Source organism: Agrobacterium sp. 20P9.1.2, assembly GCF_057799395.1.
The window spans coordinates 252971-267597 of the sequence record NZ_JBYOKI010000003.1; the positions used below are offsets into that span (position 1 = coordinate 252971).

13 protein-coding genes and 2 tRNA genes are annotated in these 14627 nt (G+C 57.4%); 7 read left to right on the top strand and 8 right to left on the bottom strand.

Annotated elements, in window-relative coordinates; genetic code table 11:
- Nucleotides 1-3: 3 nt before the first annotated feature.
- Nucleotides 4-303: a DUF1127 domain-containing protein gene (locus AC27VJ_RS10595; protein WP_488683977.1), complete on the bottom strand. Its 300-nt coding sequence runs from the start codon at nt 301-303 to the stop codon at nt 4-6.
- Nucleotides 304-393: 90 nt separating this feature from the next.
- Between AC27VJ_RS10595 and AC27VJ_RS10600 the strand changes: the two genes are divergently transcribed.
- The 3 genes from AC27VJ_RS10600 to AC27VJ_RS10610 all read left to right on the top strand — a co-directional run bounded on the left by AC27VJ_RS10600 (nt 394) and on the right by AC27VJ_RS10610 (nt 4435).
- Entirely contained in the window at nt 394-1812 is a 1419-nt protein-coding gene (locus AC27VJ_RS10600) for an aminotransferase-like domain-containing protein (protein WP_488683978.1), read from the top strand.
- Nucleotides 1813-1947: 135 nt separating this feature from the next.
- Nucleotides 1948-4182, top strand: coding sequence for a phosphoribosylformylglycinamidine synthase subunit PurL (gene purL / locus AC27VJ_RS10605; RefSeq protein WP_488683979.1), 2235 nt, complete (start codon nt 1948-1950; stop codon nt 4180-4182).
- A 19-nt stretch (nt 4183-4201) separates the two neighbouring features.
- Nucleotides 4202-4435: a BolA/IbaG family iron-sulfur metabolism protein gene (locus AC27VJ_RS10610; protein WP_003507909.1), complete on the top strand. Its 234-nt coding sequence runs from the start codon at nt 4202-4204 to the stop codon at nt 4433-4435.
- 54 nt (nt 4436-4489) lie between these two features.
- Here the strand turns inward: AC27VJ_RS10610 and AC27VJ_RS10615 are convergent, their stop codons facing one another.
- Nucleotides 4490-5638 (bottom strand): hypothetical protein, encoded by a 1149-nt coding sequence (locus AC27VJ_RS10615; protein ID WP_488683980.1) that lies wholly within the window; start codon nt 5636-5638, stop codon nt 4490-4492.
- Nucleotides 5639-5738: 100 nt separating this feature from the next.
- Here AC27VJ_RS10615 and AC27VJ_RS10620 point away from each other — a divergent pair, with 100 nt between their 5' ends.
- Nucleotides 5739-5996: a hypothetical protein gene (locus AC27VJ_RS10620; protein ID WP_488683981.1), complete on the top strand. Its 258-nt coding sequence runs from the start codon at nt 5739-5741 to the stop codon at nt 5994-5996.
- A gap of 138 nt (nt 5997-6134) precedes the next feature.
- Here AC27VJ_RS10620 and AC27VJ_RS10625 read toward each other — a convergent pair.
- Nucleotides 6135-6219, bottom strand: a tRNA-Leu gene (locus AC27VJ_RS10625).
- Between the two features lie 189 nt (nt 6220-6408).
- Here AC27VJ_RS10625 and lipB point away from each other — a divergent pair.
- A complete protein-coding gene (lipB, locus tag AC27VJ_RS10630) occupies nt 6409-7143 on the top strand; it encodes a lipoyl(octanoyl) transferase LipB (protein WP_488683982.1) in 735 nt (244 codons plus the stop codon).
- A gap of 107 nt (nt 7144-7250) precedes the next feature.
- Nucleotides 7251-8318 carry an NAD(P)-dependent alcohol dehydrogenase gene (locus AC27VJ_RS10635; RefSeq protein WP_488683983.1) on the top strand — a complete coding sequence of 356 codons (1068 nt, stop codon included), beginning with the start codon at nt 7251-7253 and terminating at the stop codon, nt 8316-8318.
- A 205-nt stretch (nt 8319-8523) separates the two neighbouring features.
- Here the strand turns inward: AC27VJ_RS10635 and AC27VJ_RS10640 are convergent, their stop codons facing one another.
- The 5 genes from AC27VJ_RS10640 to AC27VJ_RS10660 all read right to left on the bottom strand — a co-directional run bounded on the left by AC27VJ_RS10640 (nt 8524) and on the right by AC27VJ_RS10660 (nt 11836).
- Complete coding sequence (locus AC27VJ_RS10640) at nt 8524-8736, bottom strand: hypothetical protein (RefSeq protein ID WP_353575908.1); 213 nt, start codon at nt 8734-8736, stop codon at nt 8524-8526.
- 259 nt (nt 8737-8995) lie between these two features.
- Entirely contained in the window at nt 8996-9229 is a 234-nt protein-coding gene (locus AC27VJ_RS10645; protein ID WP_353575909.1) for a hypothetical protein, read from the bottom strand.
- Between the two features lie 185 nt (nt 9230-9414).
- Nucleotides 9415-10998 carry a Na+/H+ antiporter gene (locus AC27VJ_RS10650; RefSeq protein ID WP_488683984.1) on the bottom strand — a complete coding sequence of 528 codons (1584 nt, stop codon included), beginning with the start codon at nt 10996-10998 and terminating at the stop codon, nt 9415-9417.
- Between the two features lie 349 nt (nt 10999-11347).
- Nucleotides 11348-11423, bottom strand: a tRNA-Lys gene (locus tag AC27VJ_RS10655).
- A gap of 161 nt (nt 11424-11584) precedes the next feature.
- Nucleotides 11585-11836 (bottom strand): GlsB/YeaQ/YmgE family stress response membrane protein, encoded by a 252-nt coding sequence (locus AC27VJ_RS10660; RefSeq protein WP_113085935.1) that lies wholly within the window; start codon nt 11834-11836, stop codon nt 11585-11587.
- Between the two features lie 153 nt (nt 11837-11989).
- Here AC27VJ_RS10660 and AC27VJ_RS10665 point away from each other — a divergent pair, with 153 nt between their 5' ends.
- On the top strand, nt 11990-14554 hold the full coding sequence (locus AC27VJ_RS10665) for a mechanosensitive ion channel domain-containing protein (protein WP_488683985.1): 2565 nt from the start codon (nt 11990-11992) through the stop codon (nt 14552-14554).
- The last annotated feature ends 73 nt before the right edge of the window (nt 14555-14627 follow it).

Below are 14627 nucleotides of genomic sequence, written 5' to 3' on the forward strand. Positions count from 1 at the left end.
ACCTCAGAACGAGCGCGGCAGTGAAAACAGCCGCGCCTTGGAAAACTCACGCATCGCATCCTGCCGCGTAATTCCAATGTCTTCCAATTCTTCTGCTGACAAATCCCGCAGTGCCAGACGGCTGGCACGCTTGCGCTGCCACTGACCGAATGCACCGAGCAGCCGCTCCACTAGATTGCGCGGCTGCGCCTGAAACGGCACAGGGCTAACCATCTCGCCGTCATCGCGGAAAACACGTTCCCGCGTGTAACCGTCAGGATACATTGTATCGATTGTCGAGAGATATTGATCCAATTTACGCATATTGTACCCCTTTGAGAAATTCAGAAACAGTTCAATTGATACAATCAATACAATTGACTTATGGACGAGTACAATGCATAAATTGTCACCATGACAAATTGGCTCCCAGACTTATCGCAAGGCACCGGCCCGATTTATGTGCGGCTTGCCGACCATATTGAAAACGCTATTTCCGAAGGCACCCTGTCGCCCGGCACAAAGTTACCGCCGCAGCGAAATCTTGCTTTCGATCTGGGGGTGACAATCGGCACCATCAGCCGCGCCTATTCCCTTATTCATGAACGTGGTCTTGTCAGCGGTGAAGTGGGGCGTGGCACCTATGTCAATGCCAGCCAGACACCCAGCCCGGCAGCGAAGATAGAACAGGCCGTTGCACATATCGGTGGAACGCGTGTCCCCTCCGATACGCCCAACCGCTTCCGCCTCAACACGACGGCAGCAACAGACATCGGCCAGAACAAGCTGATCGACGGACACATCTCCAGCATCGTCAGGGAATGTTCGCTTCAGGTTACAGATTACGCGCGCTCGCTCCCGCAGGAATGGTCGCAGGCCGGAGTTCGCTGGCTGTCGCAGGGCGACTGGTCACCAGCTGTGGACAATATCGTGCCAACGCTGGGTGCACATGCCGGGATCATGGGTGTCATCACCGCCATGACCTCCCCGGGAGATCGCATCGTTTTCGAACCCGTCACCTACTCGCAGATTGCTAGAGCTGCCATTCTGGCCGGACGTCGCGCTGCGCTGGTGGAGAGTGACGAGCGGGGAATCATCCCCGAGGATTTCGAGCGCGTCTGTGCACAACAGCATCCGAAGATGGTGTTCCTGATGCCGTCAGGCCAAAACCCCACTTGCGCCACGCTGCCGGAGGAACGCCGACGCGCGATTGCCGATATTGCCCGCAGGTACAATGTCTGGATCATCGAGGATAATCTCTATGGCGCGATGATCCAAAACGCGCCTGCGATGATTGCGCAGTTCGCACCCGACCAAACCTTCGTCGTTGGAGGCCTGTCGAAATCCGTTTCGGCTGGTGTGCGGGGCGGCTGGGTCGCCTGCCCTTCGAATTTCGCTTCCCGCATCCGCATTTCCCACGCCATGATGACTGGCGGCCTGCCCTTCCTGCTGGCCGAACTCAGCGCGCGCATGGTCAATAGCGGCGATGCGCACGAGATCCGCAAAGACGTCACGGAAGAGATCAATGCCCGCGAACAGATTGCCCGCAAGGCTTTCTCCAATTTCGAATTCAATTCGATGCCGGACATTCCTTTCCTGTGGCTGAAACTGCCGGAACCATGGCTCTCAGGCACGTTCCGCAGCGCCGCCATGAAGGAAGGCATTCTCATCGATGATGAGGATGAATTCAAAGCCGGTCGTTCGGAGAAAGCCTATCACCGTGTCCGCATCAGTTTTTCCGCGCCCAAAACCCGCGCAGAACTGACGGAGGGCTTCGGCATACTGCGGCAATTGCTGGACAATGGTTCTGCAGGCTATGAAGGCGTGGCGTAAGGACCGGCAAGAGGCAGCGAAGCTACGAAAAGCCGTGAATTTGCAGGCCGCGACAGGCATTTTCCTGTCGCACGAAGTGATCTCTTAGGGTAAAGAACCGGAAACTCCCGTACCGGCTCGAACCCCGTGAGACCTATGACACTTCCAAATCATATCCAGATCACCCCGGAACTCGTTGCATCCCACGGGCTCAAGCCCGATGAATACCAGCGTATCCTTGACCTGATCGGGCGAGAGCCGAGCTTTACCGAGCTTGGTATTTTCTCCGCGATGTGGAACGAGCACTGCTCTTACAAGTCGTCCAAGAAGTGGCTGAAGACGCTGCCGACCACAGGCCCGCGCGTCATTCAGGGGCCCGGTGAAAACGCAGGCGTGGTGGATATTGATGATGGCGATGTCGTCGTCTTCAAAATGGAAAGCCACAACCACCCCTCCTACATCGAGCCCTATCAGGGTGCGGCGACCGGCGTCGGCGGCATTTTGCGTGACGTCTTCACCATGGGTGCACGCCCTATCGCAGCCATGAACGCCCTGCGCTTCGGCGCACCCGACCACCCGAAGACCCGCCACCTCGTGGCAGGCGTCGTGGCCGGTGTCGGCGGTTACGGCAACTCCTTCGGCGTGCCGACAGTTGGCGGCGAAGTCGAGTTCGACGCGCGTTATAACGGCAACATTCTCGTCAACGCATTCGCAGCAGGTCTGGCAAAGTCCGACGCCATCTTCCTGTCGGAAGCCAAGGGCGTCGGCCTGCCGGTCGTCTACCTCGGCGCAAAGACAGGCCGTGACGGCGTTGGTGGTGCAACCATGGCATCTGCCGAATTCGACGAATCCATCGAGGAAAAGCGCCCCACCGTTCAGGTCGGCGACCCCTTCACCGAAAAGTGCCTGCTGGAAGCCTGCCTTGAACTGATGAAGACGGGTGCCGTTATTGCCATTCAGGATATGGGTGCCGCTGGCCTCACCTGCTCTGCTGTCGAAATGGGCGCCAAGGGCGACCTCGGTATCGAACTGAACCTCGATCAGGTTCCGGTTCGTGAAGAGCGCATGACCGCTTACGAAATGATGCTGTCGGAAAGCCAGGAGCGCATGCTTATGGTTCTGGAACCTTCCAAGGAAGGGGTCGCCAAGGCGATCTTCGTCAAGTGGGGTCTGGATTTCGCCATCGTCGGCAAGACGACAGACGATCTGCGCTTCCGCGTTCTGCACAATGGCGAAGAAGTCGCCAACCTGCCGATCAAGGAACTGGGTGACGAAGCCCCGGAATACGACCGCCCATGGACGCCGGCCAAGGTGCCTGCACCGCTGGCGGAAAACGACGTGCCGGACGCCGACATTGCCGATGCACTTTTGAAGCTCGTCGGCTCCGCCAACAACTCATCGCGCCGCTGGGTTTACGAGCAGTACGACACCCTCATTCAGGGCAATTCCTTGCAGTTGCCGGGCGGTGATGCAGGCGTGGTACGCGTCGAAGGCCATGCCACCAAGGCACTCGCCTTCTCATCCGACGTCACCCCCCGTTACGTAGAAGCAGACGCCTTCGAAGGCGGCAAGCAGGCTGTTGCCGAATGCTGGCGCAACATCACGGCCACAGGCGCATTGCCGCTGGCGGCGACCGATAACCTCAACTTCGGCAACCCGGAAAAGCCTGAAATCATGAGCCAGCTTGTTCATGCCATCAAGGGCATCGGCGAAGCCTGCCTTGCGCTGGAATTCCCTATCGTGTCCGGCAACGTCTCGCTTTACAACGAGACCAACGGTCAGGCGATCCTGCCCACGCCAACCATCGGCGGCGTTGGCTTGATGGCGGATTGGGGCAAGATGGCCCGCATCCGCTTTGCAGCCAGCGATGAGGTCATTCTTCTCGCAGGCGCACCAGAGGGTCTCGGTTCCCATATTGGCCAGTCCGTCTACATGCGCGATGTCAATAACCGCATCGATGGCCCTGCCCCGCATGTGGATCTGGCCCACGAAAAGAAAACCGGCGATTTCGTTCGCGCCATCATTACCGATGGTCTCACCAGCGCCGTCCACGATTGCTCCTCCGGCGGTCTCGCTCTTGCCGTCGCCGAAATGGCGATTGCATCCGACATCGGCGCGACGGTCGATGCGGTCGAAGGCCACAATCCGGTCCTGACATTCTACGGCGAAGATCAGGGCCGTTATGTCCTTACCGTCAGCCAGACGAACCTCGAAACCGTCACAATGCGGGCCGCAGCAGCAGGCGTTTCGCTGGTCGCCATCGGCAAGACCGGCGGCTCCACAGTTAAGCTGGGCACGGCTCGTGGCCTCGAGATTAATGAATTGCGTTCGGCCCATGAATCATGGTTCCCTCAGTTCATGGACGGCGAGACTCTCGTCGCTGCAGAATAAGAATTGAGGAGTGAACACCATGCCCATGAAGCCCGGCGACATTGAGGACATGATTAAGGCCGGAATTCCCGGAGCAAAAGTAACCATTCGTGATCTCGCCGGTGACGGCGATCACTATGCGGCAGAAGTCGTCGCCGAAGCCTTCAAGGGCAAGACGCGCGTACAGCAGCATCAGATGGTCTATGATGCATTGAAGGGCAATATGGGCGGCGTTCTGCACGCCCTCGCCTTGCAAACATCCGCACCGGAATAATCGAACGTCCGCATTCAAGATCAAAGGCCTGCGCGAAACCCTCGCGCGGGCCTTTTACATTTCCGGCGGCTTGTCGGAACGCAAGTCAGCAAAGGATGCCGCAGGCAGTGGGCCAGCCGTCAGCAGCGTAAAATCGAAACCGGATTTGCGGTCGGAACCCAGCACATATTGGCGGTGCATCCGCAGGAAATTTCGGCGGTTCTTGCCGTAGCGCTCATCCGACATTGAATGCTTGAAGCGGATCGGCACGATCTTTGGCTGGCGGGCATCGCCATGCCCCGTCAGCTTGGCCGTATGGCACTTGTAGAGATGGATGGGATCGGTCAGGCACTGGATATCGAACCAGTTCACATCCTCATGCCGCGCCAGCACGCCGATGCTTTGGCGCAGGCGTGAAGCGCTGGAAAGCAGCGCGCATTGAAGCGCTGCACCGCCAAGCGTCACGAAGGCCACGCGCCTGCCATCGAAGGCATCCGCCTTCAGCTCCAACACCCGGCCAGCAACGGCCAGCGCCAGACTTGCGCCCATGCTGTGCGAAACAAAAAGAACCTCGTCTGAAGGCTGCTCCAGCGCCAACAGCACGGCCCGCGCCTTGTCCTCGATCCAGTCGCGCGCCATGGGCTCATCACGCCCCACGGCCAGGGCAAAGCGCCAGTCGGCAAAAAGATGCAGCGTATGAAACCGCTCCGAATACGGCATCACGCCCTTCAGAAAGAAGAGGTAACCGAGGGGAATGGTGAGAAGACAGAGAAGCGCCGAAACGCCAGCCAGCAAAGGCATTGCTGCAATCAGAATACTGGCGGTTACACCCAGTGCGATCAGCAGAAACGGAAACAGGAAAAACAGCCCAAATCGCCACGCATGGCGGAAATAGGCGAAGGCTCCACCCTCACGGATAATCCCGCCACCAGCCTTGAAGCCAAGCGCAATCTGTTTCCAGATGGAGCCGGCTCGCAGGCGTGAGATCAAGTCATTATGGTCGTGTATGAACACGGCGGATTGCGTCGCGTGGCCATCATGCTGCGCGCCAACGTTCATGAGGCTCCCCGCCTCCGTCTGCCCCACGCCGCCCACCGTGAAATCGACACCGAAGGTCTTGCCGGATTGCACGGCGCTACGTTCATAGCGGCGCTGATGGGCCGCTGCATCCAGGGGATCGAAGCCGGGAAAATAAAAGACGAGTCGCGACGAAACCTTCGCCATGAGAAGCAATCCTGAAACGGGCAACCCCGAAAGATCGCTTGATGTTGGGCGCCGCACCTATATTATAAATGATGACATTTTATAGGCATGAGAGGCGCATTTGTCGAAAATTGTTGATCAGCTGATAAGCGGCGTCGTCAAAGGCGCCATGTCCGAAATCCTCAAGAAAACCGGCGTGAAGCAAACCAGACGCACCAAGCGTCGGACCAAAGCCAACACGTCGCTTGGAGGCGGCATTGTCGGCAGCATTCTTGAAGCCGCACTGGGTGGCAAGACGACACGCAAACCTAAAGCAACACCGGCCAAGAAACAGGTCAGCAAACGCCGCACTGCCGCTGCCAGAAGCCGCCAGCGTTAAACGCGCTGGCATGAGCAGATATCCAACGGATGACGCGTAAGCGATCCGTCCAAAGCTGAAGTTGCGTTGGATTTTCACTTTAACAAACGCGCGGAAAATACTGGTAAAAAAGAAAAAACCCGCCGAAGCGGGTTTCTTTGGTGCGGTCGAGAAGACTCGAACTTCCACGGGTTGCCCCACAGCGACCTCAACGCTGCGCGTCTACCAATTCCGCCACGACCGCATCGTGGTAGATGCCGACTTGCGCCGACGGAGGTGCATGTAGCAAAAGGATTTTGGGTGCACAAGAGCGTCATGACAGATTTTTGAAATTAAAAACCGCCCGCATCATCCCTATATCGAAGAAGCCCGCAAACGCTGGACTTGCAGCGCTGAAATCATTCTGCGAGAAGGCTGTGGAAAGGACATTTTCATGCTCACACGCACCGATATCCAGACAAATATGTTTGCCGAGCCCGGTTCTGCACCGGTTCGCTGGCGAATCTCCGATGGGCTTGTGCCTTATGAGCATGCCATTGCCGAGATGGAACGCGAAGTTGCGGCCATTGCGGCAGGCGAAGCCGATGAGCTTGTCTGGTTGCTGGAGCATCCGCCGCTTTACACCGCTGGCACCAGCGCCGATTCCGCCGATCTTATAGAGCCGGATCGTTTTCCCGTTTTTGCTACCGGTCGCGGCGGCGAATATACCTACCACGGCCCCGGCCAGCGCGTGGTCTATGTCATGCTTGATCTCAAGCGCCGCAGCCAAGATGTGCGCGCCTATGTGGCAGCACTCGAAGACGTCATTATTCGCACGCTGGACAAGATGAATGTGCGTGGCGAGCGGCGCGAAGACCGCGTCGGCGTCTGGGTGCGTCGCCCGGAAAAACCGCTGCTGCCAGATGGCGGCATGAGTGAGGACAAGATCGCCGCGCTCGGCATTCGCCTGCGCAAATGGGTCAGCTTCCACGGCCTGTCGATCAATGTGGAGCCGGATCTGACGCATTTCACCGGCATCGTGCCCTGCGGTATCACGCAATATGGCGTAACCAGCCTTGTCGATCTGGGATTGCCGGTTATGATGGAAGATGTCGATGTTCTGTTGCGCGAAGCCTTCGAGGAAGTGTTTGGCGCAGCGGAAAACGAAGTGGCCAATCCTGCGGGCTGATGCCCACGGCAACCTTCTGCATCGACCGACGTTTCTTCGCTCCGCAAAGCTGGATTACCATCCGGCCCTTTGCTCAATCCGATAAACCAGAAAATAGGTGACATCACATGTTCACAACTTCAGCCTATGCCTGCGACGATGGCTCTTCTCCGCTGAAACTCGCTACCATCAAGCGGCGTGATCCTGGCCCGCGTGATGTAGAAATTGAAATCGAATTCTGCGGCGTCTGCCATTCGGATATCCACACTGCCCGCGCTGAATGGGCAGGCTCGCTTTTCCCTTGCGTTCCCGGCCATGAAATCATCGGCCGCGTTGGTCGCACCGGCGCCGAAGTCACCAAGTTCAAGACCGGCGACCGCGTCGGCGTTGGCTGCATCGTGGATAGCTGCCGCGATTGCCCAAGCTGCGCCGAAGGTCTTGAGAATTATTGCGAAAAGGGCATGACTGGCACTTACAACGCCCCCGACAAAGCCATGGGCGGCGATGCGCATACGTTGGGTGGATACTCCGCCCATGTGGTCGTGGATGACCGCTACGTGCTGAATATTCCCGAGAGCCTCGATCCGGCAGCCGCAGCACCCCTGCTCTGCGCTGGCATCACCACTTATTCGCCACTGCGCCACTGGAATGCCGGTCCCGGCACCCGCGTCGGCGTCGTGGGCCTCGGCGGTCTCGGCCATATGGCGGTCAAGCTGGCCAATGCCATGGGCGCAACAGTCGTCATGATAACCACGTCCCCCGGCAAGGCGGAAGACGCCAAGAAGCTTGGCGCACATGAAGTCATCGTCTCCAAGGACCCGGAACAGATGAAGAAAGCGGCTTCCAGCCTCGATCTCATCATCGACGCGGTGGCTGCAGACCATGACATCAACTCCTATCTCGCTTTGCTCAAGCGCGACGGCGCCCTGGTTCAGGTCGGCGCACCGGAAAAGCCACTGTCGGTTCACGCCTTCAGCCTTATCCCGGGCCGCAAGACATTCGCAGGCTCCATGATCGGTGGCATTCCAGAAACCCAGGAAATGCTGGATTTCTGCGCTGAAAACGGCATTGCTGCAGATATCGAGATGATCAATATCGACCAGATCAACGAAGCCTACGAGCGTATGATCAAGAGCGACGTGCGCTACCGCTTCGTCATCGACATGAAGAGCCTGCCAAAGCAGGCCGCCGCTTAACTTTCAGGCGCGCATCATTGACCCAAAAAACAAACCCGCCGAGATGATCGGCGGGTTTATTATTGTCTGCCTGCAATATGATGCACTAATGCCAATTTCAGGGGCCATATCGTCGGCGGCTAACACCACACCACCCGAAATCGGAAGGAAAATCGATTCGCGATTCGACAAAAGCTGAAACACTTCAAAAGCGAAGTATTACGCTTCAGGAAAGCGAACGATCGTCCGTGAAGCTGCTTTCCGGAACCTGATTGCTGGCCAGCGCCACAATGGCCAGCACGGCATGTTGGCGATCCCAGCCCGCACCTTCGGCCTTTTCCAGAAGCCCATTGATCGATGGCTCGAGGGCAAACTGGCATTCGGCCTGATAATCCATGGTGTCGACTGAAAGCGACGGAGAATTGATCAAAGCGCGCATAAAGCACTCCATTCTATCGCATCGCCTGAGCATAATGTCAGGAGACGCGCACATTCAAACGCTCGAACGCCTTTCCATCATGATGACGAAAAAGCATCAGAACTACGAATCCCCAGCGGGTCGCAGAGTCGGATATATGGGTGGATGTGTCAAGTTCATGAAGGGCGTGCAAATACACTCTCCCGGCTTTTCCACGCGCGAACCGCGTGTATCCGGTAGGTGACATATGATAGGACGTGTGAAATCCCCTTGTCCAGCCCTAATAATCCCGTCTCGGCTTTCGCCGCCAGATCAGCATCGCCATCAGAAACAGCGAAAACAGGATGAACCATGTCAGGGGAAACGCCATGAACAGCCCGGCATAGGCACAGCTTCCTTCGAAGCAAGACCCAAGCGCGCCCGCCTCCGCCATTACGGTCACCGTAAAGGCAGCAGCAAGCCCGCTTCCGACCGCACCCGCAACGAGGATCAATATGTTGGTAACAACTCTCATTCCCTAGATTATGATGGAGAATGAGACAGCTTTGCGGAGGGAACGGCTTATTTGCGATGTTTAATATATGTGTTGCAGGATTGAGACGATAGTCATCGGGGCAAGGATTTGAGACTCGGCAGGACGCTAAAGAAGCTTTCCCCCAGCCCCATCAGATGTGACCGGACACTTCAAAAATATCCACCTCAGTCCTTCGCCGAGATCGCGCTCAGCTCTTCGAGATCAAGATCGCGTTCGAGTTCCCGAAGCGTTTCGTCGTCGATCTGTCCAGCGCGGTGGAGCCTGATCAGCTCCCGCCTGCCCGCCGCAACCGCTTCCAGAACGACGTCGAAATGGGCGTGAAGAAGCGGTGAATAATGTTCCGTGCGCTCGGCGTATCTTACGCTTGCCGCCAATCGATGCTCATATCTCTTCAGCAGTTGTGGATGAACGAGTTGACCATCGCCATCATAGGCAAGATTTTGCACCGCCTTGAGCTGCACATCTGCCATAGCAGCTTCCGCCTCACTCATCGTAAGGGGTGCGCGCTCCGTTTCGATGTCTCCAAGGCCCGCCCAGGCGACTACCCGCCCAAGCGTCGTTCCCTGTAAAAGAACCGTTCCCACGATAACCGCGAATGACATGACGAGGATGAAGTCGCGGCCCGGAAAATCTCCCGGTAAGCTCAAGGCGAGCGCAAGCGTCACGACGCCTCGCATGCCGGCCCACCCCAGCACCGCCACGCCACCTGCCCCAATCGGCACGGTGCGTGCTCGTCCGGTGGAGTGGAACAGCCTGATGACGAGGTCTGCTCCCAATATCCAGGCAAACCTTGCCACCACAAGCGTAACGAGGATCACGGCGGCCGGAAGGGCCATCGATTGGACAAGTGCACCGAAACCGCCCCCTCGTTCCACCACATCACGAAGCGATAGCCCGATGAGGATAAAGACCGCAGCCTCCATTAAGAAGACGAGAACGTTCCAGAAGGACGTGCCGCGCATTCGCGTCGCTGCGGACAAGACCGTGTGCTGGTGCCATGATGCTATCAGCCCCGCAGTCACGGTGGCGATGACACCCGATACATGGATCTGCTCCGCCACGAGATAAGAAACCCATGACATAATCGCCGTCGCCGCGATCATAAGATACTCGTCACCCAATCGGCGGACGAGTTTCACCCATGCGAACGCAACGACAACGCCCACCGCAGCGCCGCCAATAGCCAGAACGAAGAACGCACCGAGAGCGTCTATCGTGCTGAACGTACCGCCCGCAGCAGCAGCGACGGCAAACCGGAACAGCACCAGTCCACTGGCGTCATTCAGCAGGCTCTCGCCCTCCAGAAGTATCTGAAGTCGCCTCGGCAGATGGACACGCTCCAGCACGGCACGAGCCGAAACCGCGTCGGGAGGCGAAACGATGGCCCCGAGCGCCGCACAGGCCGCCCACGGCAGGGATGGCATCAGGAGGTGGACGACAACCGCAACAATAATGGTCGTAAACAAAACCGCACCAATGGCGAGCGACGCTATTCCGAAGACGTGCCGTTTCAACCGGTCAACCGCAATCGACCATGCACCATCCAGCAAAAGCGGCGGCAGAAAGATCACCAGAATCAGTTCAGGATTGACCGAAATCGGAGGCAGACCGGGGACAAATGCCAGCATCGCGCCGCCAGCCAGAAGCGCCACCGATGGCGGCAGACCCAGACGTTGCGCAATATAATGAAGAACGATGATCGCGAGCAACATCGCAATCACGAGTTCGAAAAGGCGTGTCCCGTCCATGCGCCACCCCAAAGGCAAATTGGATAGGCATCAAATGAACAATTCCGCAAAAAATGCAACGGCTTGTTCCGGGCCGCAGATTATGGTCAGCGTCTCTAAGTACAGAGCGAAAACAAGATTTTAGTTTGCGCGAAATAAGATATAGCGATTGTAGGAGATACTGAAGACGACAGCAGGTCGATGGTCAGTCAGACGCCTCATGGGGGCAGCTTCACCAATCACGTCGCATTTAACAACGTAGCACTTGAGATACGAAATCACCGCAGATTTCAGCAACCAAGTCCAACTATTCCAGCTTGTTTGGGATCGCCTCAAGAGACACATAACGAATTGAGATCGTTAGATAAAATGGTGGGTGATGTAGGGCTCGAACCTACGACCCGCTGATTAAGAGTCAGCTGCTCTACCAACTGAGCTAATCACCCGCCGCCGCCGTGTCTGGCGGTGTGAGTGGCCGTATAAAGACGATCATTCTGCTTGTCCAGCGTGGAAATGAAATTTCTTCGATTTTTGCGTCGGAAAAATGACAACCACGCTGGAAAAGCCTGAAAAACCGGGCTTTTTCACCCGATAATTTTATTTCTCGTCAACGCCTGAAAGCGCGCGCTATCGCAATCAGGATACAAGCGCCTATGAAGCCTGCAATCAGATATCCGATCCATCCCGTCAGAACGATGCCGAATACTGCCAGAATCGCGTTGGCGACGATGGCGCCGACGATTCCAAGAAGGATGTTCATGAAAACACCCATATTGCTCTTCATGAATTTTTCGGCGAGCCAACCGGCTATGCCACCAATGATGATTGCGGCGATCCAGCCAATTCCAGCAGATTCCATGATTTCCTCCTCGGTTGCTGCACAATCATATTTGGCGATTCTAATATTTTCTTCAAGGTGGCGCTGGGGCGCCATGAGCAGGACATGCTTGAAACCTTTAAGCGGCCTACTACCTTGGCGCAGTGATTCGGAAAGAGCAGAAGGGCGTTCACGATGACATTCTCCATACGGCAGTGCCGGGTACTGCCGATTCTGTTGGCCTTCGTGGCCCTATGGATGCTCCCCGCCCCGTCCGTTATGGCGCAAGCGCCCGGTTCTGTTACCGAAGACACCTCCCTGCCCGTGGCACAACGCGCCGAGGCGCGGATGGTGGAAAACAAGGCCATTCTGGCTGACATTACCCAGCAGACGGAAAACCAGCGTAACGACGACACCAAGCTCGTTGATCTCAAAGGCAAGGCGGATGATCTGGCGGGTAATGCTGCCGCCACCGTCGGCCACCTGCGCGCCCGTCTGGATGAAATCAACTCCCGCATCACCTCACTCGGTGAACCGCCCAAGGACGGCCAGCCGCCCGAAGCAAGCGTTGTGACCGACGAGCGCACGAAGCTGAATGCCGAGAAGGCCCAGATCAATGCTGTGTTAGGTGATGCCGAGAGCGTCGCGTCCAATGCCGCGCGCCTCTCCAACAACATCACCTCCATCCGGCGCACCTTGTTTGCCGCCACGCTTTTCAAGCGCACGGAAATTTCGCTGCCAGTTCTGGCAGATGCCGCCAAAGCCTTCGGTGGCGAGATTTCGGCGCTCAGCAGTTCGCTGACCGGCTGGGCAATCTTCGTCTGGAACTACAAGCGCCTGTCCATGTTCGGCGCGGTTTCGCTGTCCGTATTGGCGGCGCTCTTGTTCATGGTGGGAGGTTATCGCCTGCTGGGGCACAGAATGGAGCGCAAGGCCTTCTCGGGAGAGCCATCTTATCTGCGGCGTCTATCGGTGGCCTTCTGGTCAACCACGGTGCAGTCCATGTCGGTCTTTCTGTTCATGGGCGCTTCGGTCTTTCTGCTCGATAATTTTGGCGTCCTGCGGCCGGACATAGCGCCGATCTTCTTTGTGGCAATGTATATCGTTGCCTTCATCTATTTCGTATCGCGGCTTACCTACGCGATCTTCGCGCCCACGCAGCCGGAATGGCGGCTGCTGAATGTGTCCACGCGCGGCGCGCACATCATCTCCTCTGCCATGCTCGTCATGGCGCTGGTCAATGGTCTCGACTACCTCTTCAGCACCATCAGTGAAACGCTGAATTCCCCGCTCATTCTCACCGTCGCCAAAAGCTTCGTTGCCTCCATCATCATCGGCATCATTCTCTTTACACTGTCCTTCGTGAAGCCGCTGGCCAGCAAGGAAGGTGATGAGGATGTCAGAGACCACCCCATGCCGCGCTGGCTGTCTGCCCTGCTGCGCTTCGGTGGCCTGCTGCTCATCGGTGCCTGCCTGACCGGCTATGTGGGGCTAGCGCGTTTTCTGGCAACGCAGATCGTTTCCACCGGCGCCGTCATCGCCACCATGTATATCGGCATTCTCTCCGGTCGCGCCATTTCCAAACAGGGCGTGTTTGCAGAGACATTAGTGGGGCGTTATCTTGGCAAGCGCTTCGGGCTCGGCCCCGTGCCGCTGGATCAGGCGGGCCTTGCCGCCGGGCTCGGCATCTACTGCATTGCGCTCATCTTCGGCGTACCGCTCGTTCTGTTTTCCTGGGGCTTCCAGCCCGGCGATATCGAAAGCTGGGCCTATCGCCTGCTAACCGGCTTCTCTATCGGCAAGACGTCAATCTCGCTCATCAGCATCATCACCGGCATTCTCGTCTTCGTTATCGGCTATGCGGTCACTCGCTGGTTCCAGAAGTGGCTGGACAGAAACGTCATGGCGCGCGGTCAGGTGGATGCGGGCGTGCGCAACTCTGTCGGCACCGGCATAGGCTATCTCGGCGTGGTGGTTGCGGCGATCTTCGGCATTTCGTCTGCGGGTCTCGATCTTTCCAGCCTTGCGCTCGTCGCCTCCGCCCTGTCGGTCGGTATCGGTTTCGGCTTGCAGAACATCGTATCGAACTTCGTGTCCGGCCTCATCCTGCTGGTCGAGCGCCCCTTCAAGGTGGGCGACTGGGTGGTCACGGGTACCGTGGAAGGCACGGTCAAGCGTCTCTCGGTGCGCGCAACGGAAATTGAAACCTTCCGCGGCCAGTCCATCATCGTGCCGAATTCGGAATTCATCAATTCCTCCGTCGGCAACTGGACACATAGAAACCGCATCCAGCGTGCCGAAATTCCCGTTTCCGTTTCCTATGACACCGACCCGCAACGGGTGATGGATATTCTGCTGGAACTGGTGAAGAAGCAGACCCCGGTTCTGCGCAACCCGGAACCGCATGTGGAATTCCTGCGGTTCGGAGAATTCGCACTGGACTTCGAGCTTCGGTTCCATCTGGCCGATCTCAGCCATGGCCTCACCGTCAAGAACAATCTGCGCATGGAGATTTTGAAGCGTTTCCATGAGGAAGGCATCAGCATTCCCATGAAGCAGCGCAATCTGAACATTCATGTCGATGCCGACAACAATCCCAATGCGCTGGCCGCGCTCATGGATGATGGAGACAAGCCGGTTGCGGCCCAGACGCCAGCCGCACCGAAGCAGGACATTCCAAAGCCTGAACCTGCGGAACCTGCCGCCAAGGATACCGAAATCGAGACGGCAAGACCCTCTGCGCGCAACCGCAGAGGCTGATACTCAAAAGCCTTGAAAATCGTCAAAAGGCTCGCCGTCGCGGCGAGCCTTTTGCATGTCGTAATCAGGCGTT